Origin of the sequence: Hungatella sp. SL.1.14 (genome assembly GCF_024460495.1) — a bacterium.
Lineage (GTDB): Bacteria > Bacillota > Clostridia > Lachnospirales > Lachnospiraceae > Hungatella > Hungatella hathewayi.
In genome coordinates, this window is sequence record NZ_JANFYJ010000019.1 from 1 (window position 1) to 25,023 (window position 25,023).

The 25,023-nt window shown below is 51.1% G+C and carries 25 protein-coding genes; 20 read left to right on the forward strand and 5 right to left on the reverse strand.

The window, feature by feature from the left end; translation table 11 throughout:
- The first annotated feature begins 229 nt into the window (after positions 1–229).
- The 9 genes from NE473_RS19310 to NE473_RS19350 all read left to right on the forward strand — a co-directional run bounded on the left by NE473_RS19310 (position 230) and on the right by NE473_RS19350 (position 10,543).
- The gene (locus NE473_RS19310) at positions 230–1,081 is read left to right on the forward strand and encodes a metallophosphoesterase (RefSeq protein ID WP_502802834.1); all 852 of its coding nucleotides are present in this window, start codon (positions 230–232) and stop codon (positions 1,079–1,081) included.
- 82 nt (positions 1,082–1,163) lie between these two features.
- Positions 1,164–2,036: a segregation and condensation protein A gene (locus NE473_RS19315; protein ID WP_022031156.1), complete on the forward strand. Its 873-nt coding sequence runs from the start codon at positions 1,164–1,166 to the stop codon at positions 2,034–2,036.
- Positions 1,972–2,778 (forward strand): SMC-Scp complex subunit ScpB, encoded by an 807-nt coding sequence (scpB, locus tag NE473_RS19320; protein WP_242866187.1) that lies wholly within the window; start codon positions 1,972–1,974, stop codon positions 2,776–2,778. The genes NE473_RS19315 and scpB overlap by 65 nt, the downstream gene beginning before the upstream one ends.
- Entirely contained in the window at positions 2,775–3,212 is a 438-nt protein-coding gene (locus tag NE473_RS19325; RefSeq protein ID WP_022031158.1) for a dUTP diphosphatase, read from the forward strand. The genes scpB and NE473_RS19325 overlap by 4 nt, the downstream gene beginning before the upstream one ends.
- A 23-nt stretch (positions 3,213–3,235) precedes the next feature.
- The gene (locus NE473_RS19330) at positions 3,236–4,039 is read left to right on the forward strand and encodes a tetratricopeptide repeat protein (RefSeq protein WP_055650997.1); all 804 of its coding nucleotides are present in this window, start codon (positions 3,236–3,238) and stop codon (positions 4,037–4,039) included.
- A gap of 79 nt (positions 4,040–4,118) precedes the next feature.
- Positions 4,119–5,366, forward strand: a complete 1,248-nt coding sequence (gene hflX, locus NE473_RS19335; protein ID WP_055650996.1) for a GTPase HflX — start codon at positions 4,119–4,121, stop codon at positions 5,364–5,366.
- Between the two features lie 259 nt (positions 5,367–5,625).
- A complete protein-coding gene (locus NE473_RS19340) occupies positions 5,626–7,989 on the forward strand; it encodes a ribonucleoside triphosphate reductase (RefSeq protein WP_022031161.1) in 2,364 nt (787 codons plus the stop codon).
- Between the two features lie 115 nt (positions 7,990–8,104).
- On the forward strand, positions 8,105–9,031 hold the full coding sequence (locus tag NE473_RS19345) for a DUF7916 family protein (RefSeq protein ID WP_172682277.1): 927 nt from the start codon (positions 8,105–8,107) through the stop codon (positions 9,029–9,031).
- A gap of 147 nt (positions 9,032–9,178) precedes the next feature.
- Complete coding sequence (locus NE473_RS19350; protein ID WP_022031163.1) at positions 9,179–10,543, forward strand: sodium-dependent transporter; 1,365 nt, start codon at positions 9,179–9,181, stop codon at positions 10,541–10,543.
- A 110-nt stretch (positions 10,544–10,653) separates the two neighbouring features.
- On the opposite strand, the gene NE473_RS19355 is transcribed toward NE473_RS19350, so the two are convergent.
- Entirely contained in the window at positions 10,654–11,376 is a 723-nt protein-coding gene (locus NE473_RS19355; RefSeq protein ID WP_055651031.1) for a tRNA threonylcarbamoyladenosine dehydratase, read from the reverse strand.
- Positions 11,366–11,800 carry an RrF2 family transcriptional regulator gene (locus tag NE473_RS19360; protein WP_006774929.1) on the reverse strand — a complete coding sequence of 145 codons (435 nt, stop codon included), beginning with the start codon at positions 11,798–11,800 and terminating at the stop codon, positions 11,366–11,368. The genes NE473_RS19355 and NE473_RS19360 overlap by 11 nt, the downstream gene beginning before the upstream one ends.
- A 169-nt stretch (positions 11,801–11,969) precedes the next feature.
- Here NE473_RS19360 and NE473_RS19365 point away from each other — a divergent pair, with 169 nt between their 5' ends.
- The 8 genes from NE473_RS19365 (at position 11,970) to NE473_RS19400 (ending at position 19,028) form a co-directional block, all read left to right on the forward strand.
- Positions 11,970–12,524: a putative signal transducing protein gene (locus NE473_RS19365; RefSeq protein ID WP_006774930.1), complete on the forward strand. Its 555-nt coding sequence runs from the start codon at positions 11,970–11,972 to the stop codon at positions 12,522–12,524.
- Between the two features lie 110 nt (positions 12,525–12,634).
- Positions 12,635–14,089: a glutamate--tRNA ligase gene (gene gltX / locus NE473_RS19370; RefSeq protein ID WP_055650995.1), complete on the forward strand. Its 1,455-nt coding sequence runs from the start codon at positions 12,635–12,637 to the stop codon at positions 14,087–14,089.
- A gap of 122 nt (positions 14,090–14,211) precedes the next feature.
- Positions 14,212–16,056, forward strand: coding sequence for an ATP-dependent helicase (locus tag NE473_RS19375; RefSeq protein ID WP_006774932.1), 1,845 nt, complete (start codon positions 14,212–14,214; stop codon positions 16,054–16,056).
- Positions 16,057–16,078: 22 nt separating this feature from the next.
- Complete coding sequence (locus NE473_RS19380) at positions 16,079–16,603, forward strand: cob(I)yrinic acid a,c-diamide adenosyltransferase (RefSeq protein WP_022031166.1); 525 nt, start codon at positions 16,079–16,081, stop codon at positions 16,601–16,603.
- A gap of 147 nt (positions 16,604–16,750) precedes the next feature.
- Positions 16,751–17,086, forward strand: coding sequence for a DUF1292 domain-containing protein (locus NE473_RS19385; protein ID WP_022031167.1), 336 nt, complete (start codon positions 16,751–16,753; stop codon positions 17,084–17,086).
- Between the two features lie 121 nt (positions 17,087–17,207).
- Entirely contained in the window at positions 17,208–17,855 is a 648-nt protein-coding gene (gene yedF, locus NE473_RS19390) for a sulfurtransferase-like selenium metabolism protein YedF (protein ID WP_055651030.1), read from the forward strand.
- Positions 17,852–18,361 (forward strand): DNA-deoxyinosine glycosylase, encoded by a 510-nt coding sequence (locus NE473_RS19395; RefSeq protein ID WP_022031169.1) that lies wholly within the window; start codon positions 17,852–17,854, stop codon positions 18,359–18,361. Before yedF ends, NE473_RS19395 begins: the two co-directional genes overlap by 4 nt.
- 196 nt (positions 18,362–18,557) lie before the next feature.
- The gene (locus NE473_RS19400) at positions 18,558–19,028 is read left to right on the forward strand and encodes a DUF6465 family protein (RefSeq protein WP_055650994.1); all 471 of its coding nucleotides are present in this window, start codon (positions 18,558–18,560) and stop codon (positions 19,026–19,028) included.
- 113 nt (positions 19,029–19,141) lie between these two features.
- Here the strand turns inward: NE473_RS19400 and NE473_RS19405 are convergent, their stop codons facing one another.
- A complete protein-coding gene (locus NE473_RS19405; protein WP_006774937.1) occupies positions 19,142–19,714 on the reverse strand; it encodes a hypothetical protein in 573 nt (190 codons plus the stop codon).
- A 250-nt stretch (positions 19,715–19,964) separates the two neighbouring features.
- Here NE473_RS19405 and NE473_RS19410 point away from each other — a divergent pair, with 250 nt between their 5' ends.
- Entirely contained in the window at positions 19,965–21,389 is a 1,425-nt protein-coding gene (locus tag NE473_RS19410; protein ID WP_055650993.1) for an RsmF rRNA methyltransferase first C-terminal domain-containing protein, read from the forward strand.
- Here the strand turns inward: NE473_RS19410 and NE473_RS19415 are convergent.
- On the reverse strand, positions 21,362–22,297 hold the full coding sequence (locus tag NE473_RS19415) for an RluA family pseudouridine synthase (protein ID WP_055650992.1): 936 nt from the start codon (positions 22,295–22,297) through the stop codon (positions 21,362–21,364). The genes NE473_RS19410 and NE473_RS19415 overlap by 28 nt on opposite strands.
- 131 nt (positions 22,298–22,428) lie before the next feature.
- Here NE473_RS19415 and NE473_RS19420 point away from each other — a divergent pair, with 131 nt between their 5' ends.
- Positions 22,429–22,698: a hypothetical protein gene (locus NE473_RS19420; protein WP_006774940.1), complete on the forward strand. Its 270-nt coding sequence runs from the start codon at positions 22,429–22,431 to the stop codon at positions 22,696–22,698.
- Between the two features lie 94 nt (positions 22,699–22,792).
- The gene (locus NE473_RS19425; RefSeq protein WP_006774941.1) at positions 22,793–23,668 is read left to right on the forward strand and encodes a YitT family protein; all 876 of its coding nucleotides are present in this window, start codon (positions 22,793–22,795) and stop codon (positions 23,666–23,668) included.
- A gap of 30 nt (positions 23,669–23,698) precedes the next feature.
- On the opposite strand, the gene NE473_RS19430 is transcribed toward NE473_RS19425, so the two are convergent.
- On the reverse strand, positions 23,699–24,994 hold the full coding sequence (locus NE473_RS19430) for a DNA polymerase Y family protein (RefSeq protein WP_006774942.1): 1,296 nt from the start codon (positions 24,992–24,994) through the stop codon (positions 23,699–23,701).
- Between the last annotated feature and the right edge of the window lie 29 nt (positions 24,995–25,023).

The window sequence follows — 25,023 nt, forward strand, 5'->3', positions numbered from 1 at the left end:
TGAATATTGATGAGGAAGCGCATGACATGAGAAAAGGACCTTTCGTTTCACGGAAATTCCCATCTCATAAAACGTGTAAGCTTACGCATGCTTTACCTTGACGCGGCATACTTTTTCAGTGTATGATGATACAAAATCGCAAGGTAATACAATGGAAAAGTCATGAATTGTGATAATAAAAGAGGAATTAAATCAAGAGGAAGACTGGTGAAAGATGAGGAAGAAAAATATGTGGCTTGCCGCCGGTGTACTGTCCGCCGCTGCAGGGGCGGGCTGTCTGCTTCGCTCACAGTATGAGCGGGAGCAGCTGTCTGTAGAGAGGACGGAGATTCTGAATGAAAAGATAACGAGAGACTGCCGGATGGTATTTCTCTCTGATTTACATGACCATGAGTTTGGAGATCATAATGAACGCCTGATTGAAGCGATTGACGGGGTGAAGCCTGATGTGGTTCTGATCGGGGGAGATATGATGGTCAGCAGGGAAAGCGCGGATTTACGGGTATCCCTGGCTCTGGTCGGAGAATTGACAAAAAGATATCCCGTCTATTACGGCAATGGAAACCATGAGACGAGGATGAACTGGGAGCGGAAGAATTTCGGGCTGCAGTACGACATCTATGTGAGAAAGTTAAAGAATATGGGAGTCGTATTACTCTCTGACAGGACAGAAGATTTCCGGGATGATATCGCTGTCACCGGAATCGATCTGGCGGTACGGTATTATAAGAAGTTTCATCCCGGCCATCTGCGTCCGGAGGAGATCGAAAGGCTGGCAGGACCGGCAAAGCGGGAGAAATTTCAGATTCTGCTCTGCCATTCCCCCCTTGTTTTCGACGCCTGCAGGAAATGGGGCGCTGATTTAACACTGTCCGGCCATTTTCATGGGGGCACCATACGGCTTCCGTATCTGGGCGGAGTCATGACCCCTCAGTTTCAGTTCTTTCTGCCGTGGTGTGCGGGTACGTTTGAGGAGAATGGAAAAACCATGATTGTGAGCCGTGGGCTGGGGACCCATTCCATCAATATCAGACTGAACAATAAACCTCAGCTGGTGGTTGTGGATTTAAAGAAAAAATAGTTTTGCCGCCAAATATTTACAGAAGCCGGCGGATTTGATATACTAATCAGTAGCGCTTACTTTCTGGAGCCGGGAGGAATCTATGGGAATATCATATAAGCTGGAGAATTTTGAGGGTCCTCTGGACTTACTGCTCCATCTGATTGAAAAGAATAAAGTGAATATTTATGACATTCCTATTGTGACGATTACGGAGCAGTATCTCGATTACGTAAGTCACATGGAGACGGAGGATTTGAACGTTGTCAGTGAATTCCTGGTGATGGCGGCGACGCTGATCGATATCAAGTCCCGTATGCTCCTGCCGAGAGAAGTGAATGAGGATGGCGAGGAGGAGGACCCGAGAGCCGAACTGGTGGCGCGTCTTCTGGAATATAAGTATTACAAGTATATGGCGTTTGAACTGAAGGAGAAGGAGGTCGGCGCGGACCGTCTGCTCTTTAAGGGGCCCACAGTTCCGCCGGAGGTGGCGAAGTACGAGCCTCCGGTGGACTTAGATGGCCTGCTGGACGGACTGACGCTGGCAAAGCTACAGGAGATTTTCAAGTCTGTCATGAAACGGACGGAAGACCGGATCGACCCGGTAAGGAGCCGGTTCGGCAATATCACGAAAGAACCTGTGAGTTTGGAGGACAAGATTACCTCGGTGCTTCAGTACGCCAGAATTCACCGCAGATTTTCTTTCCGGGGAATGCTTGAGAAGCAGGCGGATAAGACGGAGGTCGTAGTGACATTTCTGGCGCTTCTGGAGCTGATGAAGATCGGTAAGATTCATCTGACCCAGGAGCATTTATTTGACGATATGCTGATCGAGACGCTGGAGCCGGAAGGTGAGGAAGAGGATCTGGACTTATCGGAGTTAGAGGAAGATATCGAAGGGTATAGAGAAGATGAAGAAGAAGTGGGAGGCGCAGGAGTCGCTGCCGATGGAGGAACTGAGAGAGATTACGAATGAAGAGCGAGAGTATGAGGCCGTGATCGAAGCGGTCTTATTTACCATGGGCAATTCCGTCGAGGTGCGACAGCTGGCAGCCGCGATCGGGCAGGATGAGGAGACGGCCCGCTCCGCCGTGAAACGGCTTCAGAAGCAGTATGAGGCCGGCCGGAAGGGAATGCAGATTATTGAACTGGAGAACAGTTACCAGATGTGCACCAGGCCGGAGTATTATGAGAATCTCATCCGTGTGGCAGCTACTCCGAAAAAACAGGTGCTGACGGACGTGGTTCTGGAGACGCTGTCGATCATCGCCTACAAGCAGCCGGTTACAAAGATGGAGATCGAGAAGATCCGCGGCGTAAAGTCCGATCACGCAGTGAACAGGCTGGTGGAATACAATCTGGTATACGAGGTAGGCCGCCTCGATGCTCCGGGCCGTCCGGCGCTGTTTGCAACGACGGAAGAGTTCCTGCGCCGGTTTGGAATCGGTTCGACTCAGAACCTTCCGACTCCCGATCCCGAAACTGCGGCTGAGATCCGCATGGAGGTGGAGGAGGAGTTAAAGGGAAGCGGGGAACTGCTCCCGGAGGATGAGGTGCTTCTGGATGAGATTCCCATCGCGGAGATGAGAGCGGGAGCGGAGGAAGCAGCCGTGACCCGACAGGAGAGTGAAGCCGGGTTTACAGAAGCCAGCTCCGCAGACAATAATAGAAACGAACTACAGCCAAAAAGTGCTGATAACCAGGAGGACATACAGTGACAGAAAAGATCAGAATTAAATACTTTACAGATAAAATTGAGCGTTTATGCTACGTCGGAGGCAAATCCGACTGGATCGACTTGCGGGCGGCAGAAGAGATTACATTAAAGGCCGGAGAGTTTCGGTTAATTCCTCTTGGAATCGCCATGGAACTGCCGGAGGGCTACGAGGCCCATGTGGTGCCGAGAAGCAGTACGTTTAAGAATTACGGTGTGATCCAGACGAACAGCATGGGAGTGATCGACGAAACATACTGTGGGGACAATGACCAGTGGTTTTTTCCGGCTTATGCCCTTCGTGATACGGTGATCCGTGTCAACGACAGAATCTGCCAGTTCCGCATCATGAAGCACCAGCCGGAGCTGTCCTTTGAAGAGACGGACAGGCTTGACCATGAAGACCGCGGAGGCCACGGAAGTACCGGTAAGCAGTAAGCTCCCCGGATGGAGAATTGAATATGAACAGTTATTCCAGAGTGAAAACGGGTTATAATAAGAAGAAAATAAAGGTGCTGATCCTGACGGCCGGTCTGTGCATGGGGCTGACCGTCGGATGCGGGAAAAGTGAAAATAAATATACGTACCGCGATGCAGGAATAGAAGCATTGAATGCTGGGGATTATGAAAGTGCGATTGCTTCGTTCGACGAGGCGATTAACGCCTCCAACGCACTGGTGGGAGCGTTTGATATCGACGTACTGAAATACCGGGCGGAAGCCGAATACCGGGCCGCGGATTACCAGGCGGCCTCGGATACCTACGGGATTCTGATTCAGGTGGATCAGGAACGGCCGGAATATTTGAACATGCGCTGTGTATCCAGGGCACAGACCGGTGATTTAAACGGTGCGCTGGAAGATTATAAGCGTGCTTCGGAGCTGGATACGGAGAAAAATGCTCCGGGCAGGGCGGAGGCGCTTCTCGCGGCCGGAGCGGCGTTAGAGAACCAGGGAGCTGCCGCCGAGGCTATGGCGCTCTATGAGAGTGCAAAGGCGGAAGGCATCGAAAGCGCCGAACTGTATAACCGGATGGGCCTCTGCAAATTTGGGGAAAAGGATTATGAGACGGCTATTACCTGTTTCGCCCAGGGGTTATTAAAGCCGGACGCCGCCTCAGTGCCGGACCTGATTTATAATCAGGCGGTTGCGTACGAGTACAAGGGAGACTTTGACAAGGCTCGGGAGCTGATGGAGCAGTATGTGGCAGGAAACAGCTCGGACGAAGAGGCTGCGCGGGAACTGGAATTTCTAAAAAGCAGATAAGCCGCTGTGTTATTTTGAGTGGTATATGAGCCTCAAAGGTTGGGTTGGAATAAAGATGAGGTAATGGATTAGGAGATCAATGGCTGATTTAGTGGAGTTAAAGGAAATCGAAGAGCGGGTCATACTGGTGGCCGTGAGTACGGAAGAGGGAAGCCTGGCAGCCTCCTCCTTGGATGAGCTGGAAGAGCTGGTAGAGACGGCGGGAGCCGTCACGGTGGATAAGATGATCCAGAACCGGGAGCGGATTCATCCGGGCACGTATCTGGGCAAGGGAAAGATCGAAGAGGTGAAGGAGCGTGTCTGGGAGCTGAATGCCACCGGTATTGTCTGCGACGACGAGCTGTCCCCCGCACAGCTTCGGAATCTGGAGGATGCCCTGGACACGAAGGTTATGGACCGTACCATGGTGATTCTTGACATTTTTGCCTCCAGGGCGACCACCAGGGAAGGCAAGATCCAGGTGGAACTGGCCCAGTTAAAGTACCGGGCTGCCAGACTGGTGGGAATGAGAAATTCGCTCTCCCGTCTGGGCGGCGGAATCGGAACGAGAGGTCCCGGCGAGAAGAAGCTGGAGGCGGACCGCCGTCTGATTCACGACCGGATCGGCCAGCTAAAAGCGGAGCTGGAGGATGTGAAGCGCCACAGGGATGTGGCCAGGCAGCAGCGCACAAGGAATCATACGCCGGTGGCAGCCATTGTGGGCTACACCAACGCGGGAAAGTCCACGCTGCTCAATACGCTTACGGACGCCGGAATTCTGGCGGAGGACAAACTGTTTGCCACGCTGGACCCGACGACCAGAAACTTAGAACTTCCCGGCGGGGAGCAGATTCTTCTGACCGACACGGTCGGATTTATCCGGAAGCTGCCCCATAATCTGATTGAGGCGTTTAAGAGCACACTGGAGGAGGCAAAATACTCGGACATCATCCTTCACGTGGTGGACTGCTCCAATCCCCAGATGGACATGCAGATGTATGTGGTCTATGAGACGCTGAAGGATTTGGGGGTTCACGACAAGGAAGTGATCACGGTCTTTAATAAGATCGATGCAGCAGGTGAGATGAGGATCCCCCGCGATTTATCTTCCGATTACCAGGTGAAGATATCGGCAAAGACCGGGGAGGGACTGGATGAGCTCCTCAATCTGCTGGAGAGTATATTAAGGAGCCGGAAAGTATTCCTGGAGCGGGTATACCCCTATCAGGAAGCCGGAAAGATTCAGCTGATCCGGAAATACGGACAGCTTCTGAAGGAAGAGTACCGGGACGACGGCATTTTTGTCAGCGCCTATGTGCCTGCGGAGATGTATACAAACCTGATTTAAAAGCGTAAATGTACGGCTGTGAAGCACATCGGACGAAATGATGGTTGAGAAACTGTGGCAGTTGTGTTATACTGGCAGACAGTCCGCAGTTTTGCGATAAGTGACTTGAAGCTTATAAGAAAACATAATAAGACACAATATCTGGTTTTAATGTTTTTTGCGAAACCAGATATTGTGTTTTCGTTTCTCTTCTGCTATAATAAACAATGCACCGGTTAAGGCGGTGTCACGGTTGTAAAAGGAAAGGAGTCAGGTATAGATGATAGCAGTATTGAAAAGAGATGGGGAGGTCGCTGAATTCAGTCTGAATAAGATAACGGAAGCGATAAAGAAGGCATTTAAGGCTACGAAGAAGGATTATAATAATGAGATTCTGGAGCTGTTGTCCCTCCGTGTCACGGCAGACTTTCAGGAAAAGATGAGAGACGGCCAGATAACGGTTGAGCAGATTCAGGACAGCGTTGAGCATGTTCTGGAGCAGACCGGTTATACGGATGTGGCAAAGGCCTATATTTTATACAGAAAACAGAGAGAAAAAATCCGTAATATGAAGAATACCATCCTGGACTACAAGGATGTGGTAAACAGTTACGTGAAGGTGGAAGACTGGCGTGTCAAGGAGAACTCGACTGTTACATATTCCGTAGGCGGTCTGATCTTAAGCAACTCAGGCGCAGTTACGGCCAACTACTGGCTGTCCGAGATATACGATCAGGAGATTGCGGATGCCCACAGGAACGCAGACATCCATATCCACGATCTGTCCATGCTGACAGGCTACTGTGCAGGCTGGTCCTTAAAGCAGCTTCTCATGGAAGGCCTGGGCGGCATTCCGGGAAAGATCACTTCATCCCCTGCAAAGCATTTATCCGTGCTCTGCAACCAGATGGTTAACTTTTTAGGCATTATGCAGAATGAATGGGCAGGAGCCCAGGCATTCTCCTCTTTCGATACCTACCTTGCTCCTTTTGTAAAGATAGATAACTTAACCTACCCGGAGGTAAAGAAGTGCATCGAGTCCTTCATTTATGGTGTCAATACGCCAAGCCGCTGGGGAACACAGGCTCCGTTCTCCAATATTACCCTGGACTGGACCGTACCGGGTGATATGGCAGAGCTTCCGGCCATTATAGGAGGAAAAGAAGCGGACTTCAAGTACAAAGACTGTAAAGCAGAGATGGACATGATCAACAAGGCCTTCATCGAGACGATGATCGAGGGAGATGCCAATGGCCGCGGCTTCCAGTATCCGATTCCGACCTATTCCATTACCAAGGATTTTGACTGGTCCGATACTGAGAATAACAGGCTGTTGTTTGAGATGACTTCCAAGTATGGAACGCCATACTTCTCCAATTATATCAACAGTGATATGGAACCCAGCGATGTCAGAAGCATGTGCTGCCGTCTGCGCCTCGACCTTCGTGAGCTGCGCAGGAAGACGGGCGGATTCTTCGGATCAGGCGAGAGTACCGGATCTGTCGGCGTTGTAACCATCAATATGCCGAGAATCGCTTATCTGGCAAAGGACGAAGCCGATTTCTACAGCCGTCTGGATCATATGATGGATGTTTCCGCCAGATCCTTAAAGACGAAGCGGGAGGTCATCACCAAGCTGCTGAACCAGGGACTATATCCTTATACCAAGCGGTATTTGGGAACCTTTGAGAATCATTTCTCCACCATCGGCTTAATCGGCATGAATGAAGTTGGATTAAATGCCGGATGGCTGGGCGAAGATATGACAAGCACGAAGACGCAGGAATTCACGAAGAACGTATTGAACCATATGAGAGAGCGCCTTTCCGATTATCAGGAAAAATACGGCGACTTATACAATTTAGAGGCCACACCGGCGGAGTCCACGACCTACCGTCTGGCCAAGCATGACAGGAAGAAGTATCCGGATATCAGGACGGCAGGAGCCGAGGGTGACACGCCATACTACACCAACAGTTCTCATCTGCCAGTGGATTATACGGCTGATATATTCGATGCGCTGGATATTCAGGATGAACTGCAGACCTTATATACGTCGGGAACCGTGTTCCACGCTTTTCTGGGTGAAAAGCTTCCTGACTGGGCGGCCGCGGCGAGACTGGTACGCACCATTGCAGAGAACTACAAGCTTCCATACTATACGCTGTCTCCGACGTATTCGATCTGTGCAGAGCACGGCTACCTGATCGGAGAGCACAGCGTCTGCCCGATCTGCGGGAAACGTGCTGAGATTTACAGCCGTATCACCGGCTACTACAGACCGGTACAGAACTGGAACGAAGGCAAGACTCAGGAATATAAGAACCGTACCACCTATGACATTACCGGTTCCGTATTAAAGAAGGGAAACAAGGGAGCGGAGACCGTGAAGGAAGCCGTTCATAATGCGGAGATTCCGGCGGGATCCTACCTTTTCACGACCAAGACGTGTCCAAACTGCAAGATGGCGAAGCAGTTCTTAAAGGATGTGGATTACGAGGTGGTGGATGCAGAGGAAAACGCAGAGCTGGCAGAACAGCTGGGCATTATGCAGGCGCCGACTCTGGTCGTCATCAAGGATGGTCAGGTGAAGAAGATCGCCAATGCATCTAATATCAGAAAGTATGCGGAGACCATTGCATAAGCCATACTTGAGAGAATCCGATTAATAAGAGACAGAGTGCCGCAAAATCACGGGATCATGAGTGGTTTTGCGGTACTTTTATAAAATCATTTTCATATGGAGAGGAGAATATGCGGTGAAGCGCTTTTTAAATTGCAATGCATCGGATTTTGAGAAGATGAATGGGAAAGAACTGGTGGAATCCATTGCCTCCAGCGAGGGCCGTGTACTGGTCTGTGAGACGATCGGGACGACACAGCCAATGCTGGGAGATGTGAGCAATGCAGAGCTGGCCGCGGCTATGGGCGCCGATGTGATTCTGTTAAATATCTTTGACGTGGACCACCCTGTAATCCACGGGCTTCCTCCTGTCGATGGAGCGGACATCATACGGAAGGTGAAGGCGCTGACCGGGCGGCCGGTGGGCATCAATTTAGAGCCAAAGGAACAGGGCGTCGAGAGTGCGGTGGAAGCAGATGCCATGTGGGGGATCACGGGAGGCCGTCTGGGAACGCTGGAAAATGGGAAAAAGGCAGTTGCCATGGGAGTCGATTTCATCGTCCTGACGGGAAATCCGGGGGTCGGTGTCACCAACCGGGCCATCGCAGAGACGCTGGCGCTGTACCGGAAGGAGTTTGGGGATGCCGTTGTCCTGGTGGCCGGAAAGATGCATGCGGCAGGAATTCTGTCAGAGGCCGGGGAGAAGATCATTACGCGGGAGGATGTAAAGCAGTTTCGCGAAGCGGGCGCCGATGTGATCCTGATGCCGGCTCCGGGAACGGTTCCGGGAATTACCATGGAATATATCAGAGGGCTTGTCTCCTTTGCACATGAGCTGGGAGCGCTGACCCTGACCGCTGTAGGGACGTCCCAGGAGGGCTCGGACACGGCCACAATCCGGGAGATTGCGCTGATGTGCAAGATGACCGGAACGGATATGCATCACCTGGGAGATGCCGGATACGGCGGTATGGCGCTTCCGGAAAATATCCTGGAATATGGAAAAGTAATCCGCGGCGTGAGACACACATACCATCGGATGGCGGCTTCCATCAGGCGTTAGGGACGGTAATGGATACAGTATAATATGAAGTAGCCACAACAGAGATTCTGTGCTATAATGGTACAGAATCTTTGCCGTTCCAGTCAGAAGGAAGCAGATTTTGACCGGTTCGGCGGTTCGAATCTAATCAACCAGGAGAGAAAGAGTATGGGGAGAGAGAAATTTTCATCCCGGCTGGGTTTTATTCTAATTTCAGCGGGATGCGCAATCGGACTCGGCAATGTATGGCGTTTTCCATACATCGTAGGTCAGTACGGCGGCGCGGCATTCGTATTAATTTACGCGGTATTTTTAGTAATACTGGGTCTTCCGATCGTAGTCATGGAATTTGCAGTGGGAAGGGCAAGCCAGAGAAGTGTGGCGCTGTCCTATGATGTGCTGGAACCAAAAGGAACAAAGTGGCATTACGCAAAATATCTGGGAATGGCAGGTAATTACATCCTGATGATGTTCTACACTACCGTTGCCGGCTGGATGATCTTATATTTCCTAAAGATGGCCAAGGGCGATTTTACAGGCCTGGATGCGGCCGGTGTCGGCGCGGAATTCGAGGGAATGCTGACGAATCCGGTTCTGATGGCCGTATTTATGATTCTTGTTGTAATTGGCTGTTTTGCAGTCTGTGCAAAAGGACTGCAGGGCGGTGTGGAAAAGATCACCAAGGTGATGATGGTCTGCCTTTTGATTCTGATGGTAATTCTGGCGATTCACTCCGTTTTGATGGACAACAGCGGACCTGGACTGGAATTCTATCTGAAGCCTGATTTTGGAAAGATTAAGGAAGCCGGTCTGGGAGAGGTAATCTTCGCGGCCATGGGACAGGCATTCTTTACGCTGAGCCTGGGAATCGGCGCACTGGCTATTTTCGGAAGCTATATCGGGAAAGAACGCAGTCTGATGGGCGAGGCGCTCTCTGTTACGATCCTTGACACGTTCGTAGCCTTTATGGCAGGCCTTATTATTTTCCCGGCATGTTTTGCGTTCAGCATTGAACCGGGTCAGGGACCGAAGCTGATCTTCGTGACACTGCCCAACGTATTCAACAATATGGCGGGAGGGAGACTGGTTGGGACGCTGTTCTTCCTGTTTATGTCGTTTGCGGCGGTCTCCACGGTTATCGCCGTATTCCAGAATATTGTGTCATTCGCCACGGATTTGACGGGCTGCACCATCAAGAAAGCGGTTATGTGCAATGCCGCTGCCATCATCCTGCTTTCCCTGCCGTGTGTTCTGGGATTTAATTTATGGAGCGGTTTCATGCCATTTGGCGAAGGGAGCAATGTCCTGGATTTAGAGGATTTTATTATCAGCAATAACCTGCTTCCGCTGGGAAGTCTGATCTATCTGGCCTTCTGTACCACAAGGTACGGCTGGGGATTTGAGAACTTCATGAAGGAAGCCAATGAAGGAAAGGGAATCAGGTTCCCGAGATGGGTGAGGGGCTATGTGACATTTGTCCTGCCTGTGATCGTACTGTTTATCTTTATTCAGGGGTATATAGCCAAGTTTTAGAGACGGAATATAAAAAGAAAGGGAAGCATTTGAGCGTGTGGCCGGAGTTATGGTGACCGGGCGCTTAAATGCTTCCTTTTTCTGTCTGATGGCTTTTGCCTGTCTTACAGCTAATTCCTGCCCGTCAGCCCGCGTATCACTTCCCCTGCGATCAGGAGACCGGCAACCGGGGGAACGAAGGAGACACTGCCCGGTACGGCGCGCTTCGAGGTGACCTCCCCGCTGTCTTCCAGCGGCTTTTGCGGCTCCTCCTTGGAATACAGGACTTTCAGAGAGGTAATTCCCCGTTTCTTAAGCTCCCGGCGCATGACTTTGCAGAGCGGACAGACCGAGGTTTTCGATAAATCCGTGATCTCGAACAGCTCCGGATGAAGCTTGTTGCCTGTTCCCATGGAGGAGATGATCGGAATGTCATGCTCTATGGCGTACTGGACCAGGGCCAGCTTGGCCGTGACCGTGTCGATGGCGTCTGCGATGTAGTCGACTTTGTATGGAATCTGTTCAAACAGAGCTTCAAGGTTATCGGGGAGAACGAAGGTCTCAAACGGAAAGACCTCCGCCTGTGGATTGATGTCCTGGATTCTCGTTTTCATGACCTGAGTCTTGTACATGCCCACAGTACTGTGATAGGCAATGCTCTGACGGTTGATATTGGTTATGGAGACCGTGTCGTTGTCAATCAGAACGAGGCGGCCGACGCCGCCTCTGGCCAGGGCTTCAATACAGTGGGAGCCCACTCCGCCGACGCCGAAGACGGCGACGCAGGAACCTGCCAGCTTTGCCATGGAGTCCTTACCCAACAGGAGCTCACTCCGTGAGAATTCATGAATCATGACAGTCACCATCCAGTTTCTTCTGTTCTTCCACCAGATCGGCCAGCGTGATGTTGTCCACAACCCCGTTAATCGCCTGATCCAGCTGTTTCCATACCGTCAGTGTAGCACAGTGGCCGGAACGGATACACTGGTTTAATTCATCCTCCATGCATGCTACCGGGGCAAGACTGCCTTCGGTAAGACGCAGGATCATACCGACGGTATAATCGGAAGGTTCTTTCGTCAGATAATAGCCGCCCTGCGCACCTCTCATGCTTTTGACATAGCCGGCGCGGCTTAAGATTGTCACAATCTGTTCCAAATATTTGTCTGATATCTGCTGGCGTTCGGCTACCTGGTTGATTTTCGTACATTCACCGGGATGCAGGGCGAATTCCAGCATCATACGAAGGGCATACCGTCCCTTTGTAGAAATTTTCATGGTCTTTTCCCCTTCCTATCATTCTTATCTGTTTAGTAGGATATAAAGTATTTTACACGATGCAAAGACAAATGTAAACAGTTTTTATACACAGGGATTTTATGGTATAATAGATGGAGAGAATGGCTGCCTGTTTATCGAAAGCGGCCCGGAAAGGGAGGTATGTGCGATGACAATGAAGTGTCCTGAATGCGGTGCGGAGTTTGTGGATGGAAACGAGGTGTGTACGGACTGCAAGACTCTGCTCATTCCTAAAGAGGAGCGAAGCGCGGGAGAAGAGGAGTTAATAACAGAGGGCGTCGATGTGGAAATACTGACGACTGTAAACGACCACCTGGAAGCGGAGCTGCTGCAGGGAATCCTGGCGAATCAGGGGATTCCATCGTATTCCCAGGATGAGGAGAGCGGCGGATATATGAGGATTTATATGGGATACTCTATATTCGGGGAGAAAATCTATGTGCGTTCCTCTGATTTTCCTGCCGCGCAGCAATGCCTGAAGGAATGGGAGGACGGGAAGAAAAACGGCGGTGTGGAAGTTCTGGAAGGCGAGGAAGAAGCGGCCGGAGACGACACTGGAGAAAACACCGGGGATTTTGAAGATGACAGCGAAGGCGGCGGAGGCAACCCGCTGATCTTAAAGGACCGTCGTACGGCGGCAATCATTATCCTTGCAGCCGCGGTTATTCTGGGATTTATCGCGGTATTCCCGCCGATTCCGTAAGCGGAGAAGGGGGCGTGGTTTCCTGCCAAATTTCGATGAAATGATTGTTTTTTCCAGTACTTCGTTATATAATAGGGTACGCGTAAAATAATAATTTAGGAGTGTGCAAAATGAGCAAAGTAAGAACGAGATACGCACCGAGCCCAACGGGGCGCATGCATGTCGGCAATTTAAGAACCGCGTTGTACGCATATTTAATTGCAAAGCATGAAGACGGAGAGTTCCTTCTCCGTATCGAGGATACGGACCAGGAGCGGTATGTGGAAGGTGCTGTCGAGATTATCTATAGAACGCTTGAGGAGACCGGGCTGGTTCATGACGAAGGACCGGACAAGGATGGCGGCGTGGGCCCTTACGTTCAGAGCGAGCGTCAGGCTTCCGGTATTTACCTGGAATATGCGAAGCTGCTGGTGGAGAGGGGCGAAGCGTATTACTGTTTCTGTACACAGGAACGCCTCGATTCCTTAAAGCAGACGGTGGAAGGCCAGGAGATCATGACCTATGACAAGCACTGCCTCTCCTTATCCAGGAAAGAGGTGGAAGCCAATTTAGCCGCCGGTATGCCTTACGTCATCCGCCAGAACAATCCGACCGAGGGAACCACTACATTCCATGATGAGATTTATGGTGACATTACGGTGGACAACTCCGAGCTGGATGATATGGTGCTGATCAAATCGGACGGTTATCCGACGTATAATTTTGCCAATGTGGTAGACGATCATTTGATGGGAATCACCCATGTGGTCCGCGGCAATGAATATCTGTCTTCCTCACCGAAGTATAACCGTCTCTACGAAGCGTTTGGCTGGGAAGTTCCGGTTTATGTGCACTGTCCGCTGATTACGAACGAAGAGCATAAGAAGCTGAGCAAGCGGAGCGGCCATGCCTCTTACGAGGATCTGATCGAGCAGGGCTTTATTTCCGAGGCGGTTGTCAACTATGTGGCGCTGCTGGGCTGGTCTCCGGTGGACAACCGTGAGATTTTCTCTCTGGAGGAGCTGATAAAGGAATTTGATTACCATAACATCAGCAAGTCCCCGGCCGTGTTCGACATGACGAAGTTAAAATGGATGAACAGCGAATATATGAAGGCCATGGAGTTTGACCGGTTCTTCGAGATGGCAGAGCCCTATATCAGGGAAGTGATCAGAAAAGATCTGGATTTAAGAAAGATCGCCGCCATGGTGAAAACGAGAATCGAAGTATTCCCGGATATCGCAGATCACATCGACTTCTTTGAGACGCTGCCGGAGTACGATCCGGAGATGTACGTTCATAAGAAGATGAAGACGAATAAGGAGACCTCCCTGACGGTTCTCACAGAGGTTCTGCCGATTCTGGAAGCACAGAATGACTTCAGCAACGACGCATTATACGAAGCGCTGTCGAAGTATGTGGCGGAAAAGGGCTGTAAAACAGGCTTTGTCATGTGGCCCATCCGCACCGCAGTTTCCGGAAAGCAGATGACGCCGGCAGGCGCTACAGAGATTATGGAAGTGCTCGGCAGGGAGGAATCCATTGCGAGGATTCGGAACGGAATCGAGCTGTTAAGCCGTTCGTAAAAGCAGAAACGAATGGAAACGGGTAACAGATAAGAAAAGATAAGAGAATGGCTTTTTGGAGCGTGCCTGAACGGATGGTTCGGACACGCTCCAGAGCGTGTTTAAAGAGAAGGGAAATCCGGATGAGTTCAGAAGTACTGTTTGAAGGCGCGCAGAAGGCCGCAGTGACTCACGATAAGGGGCCCATGCTGGTGCTGGCCGGTCCGGGTTCGGGTAAGACATTTACCATAACCCACCGGATTAAATATTTGACGGAGGAATGCAGCGTGAATCCGTCCGGTATCCTGGTCATCACCTTTACGAAGGCGGCGGCCACGGAGATGAAAGAGCGATATGAGAGTCTGTGCGGCGGGACCCCGTCATCTGTCAGTTTCGGCACATTTCATGCCATTTTTTTCCGAATCCTAAAATTTGCATACAGATATGACGCGCGCAATATTGTGCGTGATGAACAGCGGATGCAGTATATCCGGGAACTGATGGAGACAAACCGGGTCGAGGTGGAAGATGAGGCGGAGTTTGTAAGCGCTGTTTTATCTGAGATCAGCTCCGTAAAAGGAGAGATGATCCATTTAAATCACTACTATGCGAAGAATTGTTCGGAAGAGGTATTCAAGAAGCTTTACTCAGGCTATGAGGAGCGGCTCAGGAGAGCAAATTTAATCGATTTTGACGATATGCTGGTTATGTGCTACCAGCTGTTTCAGGAACGGAAGGATATCTTAAGCGCATGGCAGAGGAAATATCAGTACATACTGGTGGATGAGTTTCAGGATATTAACCGGGTTCAGTATGAGATTGTGCGGATGCTGGCGGCACCTGAGAATAATCTGTTTATTGTGGGAGATGATGATCAGTCCATCTACCGGTTCCGCGGCGCGAAGCCGGAGATTATGCTGGGCTTTGAGAAGGACTACCCCAATGCTGAGCGTGTCCTGCTCAATATCAATTTCCGCAGCACAAAGGACATCGTGGATACGGCGGGCAGGCTGATTGCCCACAATAAGACGCGCTTTCCAAAGGAGATCATCACAAAGCAGGGCAGGGGAAAGCCTGTGGTTACGAGAGTCTGGAAGGATCCCCAGGAGGAGACCCTGGAGATTGTCCATGAAATTGCCGATTACGCGGCGGCGGGATACGCCTGGTCTGATATTGCAGTCCTCTATCGGACCAACTTGGGGCCGCGTCTGCTGATCGAGAAGCTGATGGAGTACAATATTCCCTTCTGCATGAAGGATGCCGTGCCGAATCTGTACGATCACTGGATTGCAAAAAATCTGATCGCCTATTTAAATGCTGCCGCCGGAGATTTGAGCCGTTCCTGTATTCTCTCGGTGATCAACCGTCCAAACCGGTACATCAGCCGGGATGCACTGGAACTTCCAGTCGTGAATTGGGAGGCGGTTAAATCGTTTTATCAGGATAAAGGCTGGATGGTGGAACGGATCGAGCAGCTGGAGTACGATTTGAAATTCTTAAGGCAGCTGGCGCCTGCCGCTGCGGTGAATTATATACGAAAGGCGGTGGGATATGACGATTACATCAGAGAGTATGCGGAGTACCGCCGTATGAAACCGGAGGAACTGTTTGAGGTCCTGGACCAGCTGGCGGAGAGCGCTGCGGGCTTCAAGACGGTGGAAGCGTGGTTTGCCCATATGGAGGAGTACGCCAGGGAACTGAAGCTTCAGGCACGTTCCAGGGAGAAGCGGACGGAGGGCGTTTCTCTGATGACAATGCACAGCTCGAAAGGGCTGGAGTACCGGATTGTGTATATTCTCGATGCCAATGAAGGCGTCACACCGCACCACAAGGCGGTTCTGGACGCGGATATGGAAGAGGAGCGGCGCATGTTTTACGTCGCTATGACGAGGGCGAAGGAGCGGCTCCATGTCAATTACGTAAGCGAGCGGTACAGTAAGAAGCAGGAGGTGTCCCGGTTTGTCAAGGAGTACCTGGGACGGGAGTAAACTGTAACGAAAGGAGCACAACATGGATTCATGTGTACACATCTATTGCGGAGATGGAAAGGGAAAGACGACGGCAGCCGTGGGACTGGCTGTCCGCGCGGCCGGATGCGGGAGAAAGGTTCTGATTACCCGATTTTTGAAGACTGACCATTCTGGTGAGGTGGCAGCACTGGGGCTGATACCGGGGATTACGGTTACACCGTGTGAACAAAGCTTCGGATTTACCTTCCGTATGACGGAGGAACAGAAGAAGGAAGCGGCTGTGTATTATACAGCGCTGCTAGACAGGACACTGAAGAAGGCAGCAAAAGGCGGTTACCATATGCTGGTTCTCGATGAGATCATGGCGGTCATGAATTGTGGCCTGGTACAGGAGGAGACCGTCAGAGCGTTTATCACAGGACGCCCCTCTGGACTGGAGGTTGTTATGACAGGACGGGAGCCGTCTGAGGAACTGATTTCACTGGCGGATTACGTGTCGGAGATCCGAAAGGTGAAGCATCCTTACGATCAGGGGATTTCTGCGCGGGAGGGAATCGAATATTAACAGCCTGAACGGCAGCAGCTGTTAGAAGTTTATTCCGTATCAGACAGAAATCCCTTGATTTTTACTGCATAGTCTGATAGAGTGGAAAGAGACGAGGCAGTCGTCAAAATAATAGAAAAAGAACATTACAAAAAGAGAGGTATCGACATGGCACAGGATCCGAATTTAGACCAGGAGAACATGGAAGAGCAGGAGGAGATGACCGTTACACTGACTCTGGACGATGGTTCAGAAATCGAGTGTGTGGTTCTTACCATCTTTACGGCCGGCGAACGCGATTACATTGCTCTGCTTCCGATGGAAGGTGCTGAGGCGGAAGAGGGAGAGGTTTACTTATACCGTTATTCCGAGTCAGAGGATGGACAGCCGAATCTGGAGAATATTGAAGATGATGACGAATATGAGATCGTAGCGGATGCGTTTGACGAATTGCTGGATGATGCAGAATACGATGAACTGGTAGGCGAAGACGAGACGGAATAAAGCGAATAGGAAGGCGGGGCTATTGTCTAAGGATGATAGCCTCTTCTTTTTAAGAGGCGGACTGTGTCCGTATGGCGGCCTGCCTGCGGGAATAAACGGTGATGCCGGAAAGGAGAAGAGGATGAAGAAAATTATTGATGCAAAGGGCCTTCCGTGCCCCCAGCCTGTAATAAAGGCAAAAGCGGTATTAAAGGAGATGGCGGAGGGAACGGTTGAAGTTCTGGTGGACAATGAGATTGCGGTACAGAACTTAATGAAACTGGGCGGTTATTTTGGACTGAAGCCGGTATCAGAAAAGGTTTCAGAGGAAGAATTCCGGGTAAGCTACGACGTCACGGAGCGGAACGGGGAAATGCTGCCGGGGGACGGCAGACAGCCTGCCGATGCGGAAGCAGTAACGGAAGCAGAAGCCTGTACCCCGGATGCCAGACGGAAGGGGCAGGTGGTGGTGATTTCCTCCGACTGCATGGGAACCGGGGATGATGAACTGGGAAGGCAGCTGATGAAGGGATTTCTCTATGCCCAGACCCAGCTGGACGTGCTTCCTGATACGATTCTGCTCTACAACGGCGGCGCAAAGCTGTCGGCAGAAGGATCGCAGTCTGTGGAAGATTTAAGAAGTCTGGAGGCGCAGGGAGTGGAGATTCTTACCTGCGGCACATGTTTAAATTATTACGGCCTAAGCGGGAAGCTGGCAGTGGGAAATGTCACCAATATGTACGATATTGCCGAGAAGCTTTCCGGGGCCTCCTCCATTATCCGGCCATGATGCAGAAGAAAAACAGGGAAGAGACGGTTGTTCATACCTTCTGTCCGGTATTTGATGAGAACTCCAGAGTTCTCATGCTGGGAACCATGCCGTCTCCCAAATCCAGGGAACAGGGGTTTTACTACGGTCATCCCCGCAACCGTTTCTGGCCTGTGCTGGCGGATCTGTTGGGGGAGCCGGCTCCTGAAACGATTGAGGAAAAGAAAAGCCTGGCGCTGCGCCATCATATCGCTGTGTGGGATGTCCTGGCCGGGTGTGATATCTGCGGAGCAGATGACAGTTCCATTAAAAATCCGGTTCCCAATGACATGAATGTGATTTTTTCCAGGGCAGATATAAAGGCAGTCTTTACGACAGGAACGAAGGCGGATGAACTGTATGGCAGATACTGTTTTTCCCAGACCGGGATCGCCTCTGTCCGGCTTCCGTCGACCAGTCCCGCCAACTGCCGGACTGGTTATGAGGAATTGAGAGCAGCCTATTCACAGATTTTGAAATACTTATAAAATGCAAAATTTATGTAATTTTCCTTTAAAATCCTGCATAAATAAGTAAAAAAGCAGGGTTAATGCGAGTCATTTTGTTGACAAAACGGTATTTTCGTTTTATAATTCACTCAGCTAAAATATAAACATCAGAAGGCAGGCTGAACTTATACACGTCAACAGTAAAAACAGATCAATCTGTTTGAGGAGGAGAATTATGATGAATACTAAGAGTGAAACTAAGGCAGCAACGAAGGCGGCAGAGACGAAAGCGGCTGAAACAAAGACAGCAGAGAAAACACCGGTTAAGGCAACTCCGTCAGAGGCTAAGAAGGCTCCGGCAGCAAAACCGGCGGCAGAAAAGAAAGCGGCTGCACCAAAGAAGGCTGCTCCGGCTAAGAAGGAAGCGGAACCGAAGGCCGTTCCTGAGAAGAAGGAAGCTGCGCCGAAGAAAGCGGCTGCTAAGAAGCCTGCAGCGAAGAAGGAAGTAAAATCTTCCGTAGTAATCGAGTATGCCGGCAGACAGATCGTTGCCAGGGATGTTCTGGAGGCTGCGAAGAAGGCTTATGAGTCCATGAACAAGGGCACTGCCATCGAGACGATAGAGATCTATGTGAAGCCGGAAGAGGGCGCTGCTTACTACGTTGTAAACGGTGAAGGTTCTGATCAGTATAAGGTACAGTTATAATTCAATACATAGAACATGACAGGGTGCTGTAAAATGAATGGACGCGGATTTCCGCGGCTGACGTTCTTTTTACAGCACCTTATTTTTTTACTGTGAGCGGGACAGATACTGATTTAATGCTTCAGGCTGTAGTAAGTGTCCCCGGCTGATGATACGCGGCGGTACAGCCGGATCAGCATCAGGGTACAGGATACGGTAAAGAATATCTCCAGTGCGCTGCTGACGATTCCGGCCAGGAGTAAGAGCATGGCCGACAGCACGGTGATGACATTTAAACAGATAAAGTAGGAACGGTATCCGTCCCGATTCATGCAGTAGAGCTTCCACACAATCAGATAAAGGCAGCCCAGCAGCAGCACGGAGGCGCTGAAGGCGAATATTACGTGAAGAAATGCCCGGAAAGGTCTGTTTTCGGGGAGATATGGCGTGGTGACCGCGAAGGCCAGCAGAATCAGCGCGCTGACGCTTGTAACGGTTTCCTTCCGGTTGCGCGGCAGATGATGAATAATTTTTCTTAACACATAGTAAAAATAGGTGCCCACAATGATTCCCCACAGGAGAAATGCGTTCTTCCGGTTGGCCAGGCTGCCCAGCACGGAGAAATTCAGCGTGAACCAATCGGTTCCCCAGGCAAAAAGAAACGTGTAAACGGGAATAATAAAATAAGCGGTAATGTTTAAGATCATGTCGTACCTCACAGGTTCATTTGTTGAAGGGTCGTTTTACGTCTCCTATTTATTTTTATCATATAGTTCGAAAATAATTATAAAGAAAGTGTGTAAATTGTCGAAAAAATTGGAAAAATAAAGGTAAAATTTTCCGGTGTATCTCAACCGCACTTCACCTAAACAGGAAAAATCAGATCGAAATATTGACGAAAAAGGCCGGATCTGGTAATCTGATGGAAGAAATTTTTGAGAAAAATGAGGAATTGTGATGACAGAGCTGCCTGAGGCATTTAAAGAGAAGATGAAGAGCCTTCTGGGAACGGAATACGAGGCGTTTCTGGAAAGCTATGAGAAGGAACGGGTGCAGGGACTGCGGCTGAATCCGGGAAAGACGGATGAGAAAGAGTTCCTGGCGAAGGTCCCGTTTCACTTAACGAAGATTCCGTGGGCGAGGGAGGGATACTACTACGATTCTTCGGACAGACCGGGGAAACATCCATACCACGAGGCGGGGCTGTATTACATTCAGGAGCCCAGCGCCATGGCAGTGGTGGAACTTCTGGATCCGAAGCCGGGAGACTGTGTGCTGGATCTCTGCGCAGCGCCGGGGGGAAAGACCACCCAGATAGCAGGCCGCCTGATGGGAGAGGGATTTTTGCTGAGTAATGAGATCCATCCGGCCAGGGCGAAGATTCTCTCACAGAATGTGGAACGCATGGGAATACGGAACGCGGTAGTCGCCAATGAGACGCCGGAACGGCTGGCAGAACGCTTTCCGGAGTTTTTTGACGGGATGGTGGTGGATGCGCCCTGCTCCGGCGAGGGAATGTTTCGGAAGGATGAGGAGGCATGCCGCCAGTGGAGTCCGGATCACGTGGTCATGTGCGCGGCAAGACAGCGCCAGATTTTAGATTCCGCGGCTCGGATGCTGAAGGCAGGCGGACGCATGGTCTATTCTACCTGTACCTTTTCGCCGGAGGAGGACGAGCAGACGATCGAAATGTTTCTCTCGGAACATCCGGAATTTGAGATAGAGGATATGGGAGTACGGGAAGGCCTTTCGCCGGGGAAGCCGGAATGGGGAATATCAGCTGCAGAGACACTCCGGGGAACTTACAGAATATGGCCCCATTTATCAGAGGGGGAAGGCCACTATCTGGCGGTCCTTCGAAAGACGGGGGAGGATTGCCGGGCATGGAAACGAAAGGCCCCGGCGTATTTAAAGGACAAGGCCGTGCATAAGGAGTATGAAGGCTTTTGCCGGGATCTGTTTACCGATCCGGAGCGTTACCTGGACAGGGAAGAGTATATTCTGTTCGGAGACCAGCTGTACTTACTTCCGCCTCAGATGATCGATCTGGCGGGATTAAAGATAGTGCGCCCCGGCCTTCACATGGGAACAATGAAGAAAAACCGCTTTGAGCCGTCCCATGCGCTGGCGCTCTCCATGAAGAAGGAAGAGGCAGTACGCCGGTTTCCCATGAAGGCGGAAGGGCAGGAGGCAGGCCGTTATCTGAAAGGGGAAACACTGCGGATCGACGACTGGCTCCGGCCAGAGGAGTCAGAAAACTGCCGGTTAAACGGGCAGAAAGGCTGGGTCCTGATGACCGTGGACGGCTGGCCCCTGGGATTTTCCAAGCTGGCCGGCGGAATCTTAAAGAATCATTATCCCAGGGGACTGCGCTGGCTGTAAAGAGCCAAAGGTAAGTCCATCCCGAAGAGAGGACGCATATCGTCCGGAAGAGGGGCCTCGAAGTGAAGAGGCTCCTTTTTAATGGGATGGATGAAGTCAAGCTGCCAGGAATGGAGTGCCTGTCTTCCGATCAGGCGGTAGTCTGGATTGTAGAGAAAATCGCCGGGCAGCGGGTGGCCGATATGCTTCATGTGGACCCGGATCTGATGGGTTCGTCCGGTCTCCAGGCGAAGCTCCACTAAGGAACAGTTCGTGTCTGGATTATAGCACAGCGTGCGGTAATGGGTTCTGGCAGAATCACCCCGTTCAAAGTCCACACAGCGTTCGATAGTGGAGGTTCCGGCCCGGGCGATGGGAGCATCGATCACGCCTTCCGGGGGAACCAGGCCTGTGGCCGCGGCCAGGTAACATCTGCGTATGGCATGTGTGCGCACCATTTCAGACAGAATACAGGCGCTGAGTGCGTGCCGGGCCAGAATCAGCAGGCCTGTTGTGTCGCGGTCGAGCCGGTTAATGGCACGGTACGCGGCAGTCTCGCCCTTTTCACCTAAGTACCAGGCAATTCCGTTGGCCAGTGTGTTATCGTGATTCCCCTGTGACGGATGGATGGGAACACCGGCGGCCTTGTTGATAACAAGAAGGTCACGGTCCTCGTAGCAGATGTCCAGATCCATGGGTATGGGGAGGATGTTTTCTGAGCCGTGGTCTTCCGGCAGTGTGACGGAAAGCGTGTCGCCTTCGTTCAGGCGGTGCGTCGTATAAATGGGGCTGCCGTTCTTTAAAATGGAATGTTCCGTGCGGCGCAGCCGGCGGATTAGTGCCGCGGAATATCCGTTTGACAGCAGGAACTGTTCTGCCGTCTTTTGCGTGTCGTGCTGTTGTATTAAGTATGTCATCGTCGTTTTCATGGCATAAATTTTATCATGGAAGGCTTCGATTGACAAGAAATTTTAAATATGTATAATTGTCTTATAGAATTCCGACAATTTGCGGGCATCGGACCAAATGCTGACAGGAAACGAAGAAAGGACTGACGATTATGATGAATGAAGAGCTTTACGAGGCACTGGAACAGGAATTTGAGAAGAATCATGTGGACGAAGACGTGGAGGATGTGCTTCTCGACCTTGCGGAACATATGGCGGATCAGGGAATTATGGATAAAGAAGTTATTTTTAAGGAATCCTATGGAAAGACAAGCGTTGAAGGCTGCGGAGTCTGTGCGGAGGAAGACGGGGAGATCAGTGTGCTGATCAAGTGGATCCGTGTGGGAAAAAAGGAATTTGAGATTGACGATTACTTCCTCTAAGGACAGTCCGTATTACGAATGCGGAAGTCAAAATCTCCGCAGGCGGGACCGGAAGGACCGCTGCCGGAGAAAATAAAATGGAGGAAAGAATCAAATGACTGGAATCAGACAGCAGTATACAGCAAAAGATCTTGGGATTGACCTGCTCTGTGATATAGCGGGCGCGTTCCTTTTTAATATCGGCATCTATAATTTTGCGGTGAATGCGGAGTTCGCCCCGGTCGGCGTCTCCGGTATCGCCCTTATTCTTCGCTATTTATTCGGGCTTCCCATGGGTATCGTGAGCATCCTGCTCAACATACCGATCCTGCTGGTCAGCTATAAGCTGCTGGGCAGGCGGTTTCTGCTTCGCTCCATGAAGAGTATGGTGATCTTCGCCCTCGTGTTGGACTATGTGATGCCAATCATTCCCGTCTATGACGGCAATCCGTTCTATGCCTCGATCTGTACCGGTATTTTTTCGGGGCTTGGGCTTACGATCGTCTATTTAAGAGGCGGTTCCACGGGCGGCACGGATTTCCTCGTTATGGCGATCAGAAAGCTGTTCCCTCATCTGACGATCGGTCAGATCTCCCTGGTGGTGGATGCCATCGTCATCATCGCGGGCGGCTTCGTGTTCCGTAATCTGGACGCGGTGATCCTGGGCATGATCTCGTCCATCGTGACTACCATGGTGATTGACAAGATCATGTACGGTCTTGGCGCCGGAAAGCTGATGCTGATCGTTACCTCGTGTGAAGCGGCGGTGGCGGAGGCCATCGAGGAGGCCACCGGGCGCGGCTGCACGTTTCTGGAAGGGCAGGGCTCCTATTCTCTGGATGAAAAGAAGGTGGTTATGTGCGCATGCAACAACAGCCAGGTAATTCCTATCCGGCGGGAGGTTCATGAGATCGACAAGGGCGCGTTTATCATCATTACGGATTCCAATGAGGTATTTGGTGAGGGATTTAAACCAATTGATATGATTTGAGCGGAAAAGATCAAAAAGGAGCGGGAATGCTTAATCATTCCGCTCCTTTTTTGACTCTGAACCGCTTTTCCGTTCTTTTGACCGACTGGACAGATGCTTCTGCTTACTGGCGGCGTGATCGACGATAGTATCCTTTTTTAAGAAGCTGGCCCGCTTGATGATGTCGGTGCCGAATTTGCTGCGGATCTGGTCCACGGCCTTTTCCATCTCCTTCATCTTCCTGGACTGCTCCGATTCAAACAGGCTGATCTGGGTGAATTCGTCGTCAGATATCTTTGTGGCGCGCACTCCGATCAAACGGAGCGGAGTGAGATCCCAGAACTCTTTTAACAGACGGCAGGCATTCTCGTAGAGCACCGTGGTGGAATCCGTGGGGCTGTTTAAGGTCGCCTGGTGGGACTGCACATGAAACTCCCAGTCTTTGATCTCTACACAGACACAGTCGCATATCACGTGGTCGGCACGGAGCCGCGCCCCTACGGTCTCGCAGAGCGACAGGAGAACGGTGCATGCCGTATCGAAGTCATCCACATCCCGGGACAGAGTGGTGCTGTTGCCGTATCCCTTGCCTGTGGGTTCACGTTCTGCCACGGGGGAGGGATCGATTCCGCAGGCGTAGCCGTGAATCTGTATGGCATACTTCTCTCCCAGAAGCGGTTTTAACAGCTCTACATCGCAGGCGGCCAGCTGGCCGATGGTGTGGATTCCAATCCCCTCCAGTTTTTTCTGGGCGGAACGGCCTACAAAAAACAGTTCCCGGACGGGGAGGGGCCACATCTTTTTCGGGATTTCGTCAAGAAAGAGCGTATGGCACATGTCGGGCTTCTTAAAATCAGAGGCCATCTTGGCCAGAAGCTTGTTCGGTGCGATACCGATATTCACAGTAAATCCCAGTTCCCGGAAGACCCGTTCACGAATCTGATTGGCAGTGGTCCACGGATCCCCGAATAAATGGATGGTAGAGCTCATGTCTAAAAATGCCTCATCGATACTGAATTTTTCAATATCCGGGGTGTAATCGGATAAGAGGTTCATCAGGAGGCCGGAATAGTGGATATAGACATCGAACCTGGAGGGAACGACACACAGCTCCGGGCACTTGCGCAGCGCCTGGACCAGCGGTTCTCCGGTGGTGATCCCATACTTCTTTGCCGGAGTGGACTTGGCCAGCACAATGCCATGGCGGGAAGCGGCGTCCCCGCCTACCGCGGATGGGATGGTGCGTAGATCCAGGGCCTTCGGATCCTCTGCCAGCCGGCAGACAGATTCCCAGCTTAAAAATGCGGAATTAACATCAATGTGAAAGACAAGCGGACTCTGCGTCATAAGATTCCCTCCATTCTGTCTTTATTATA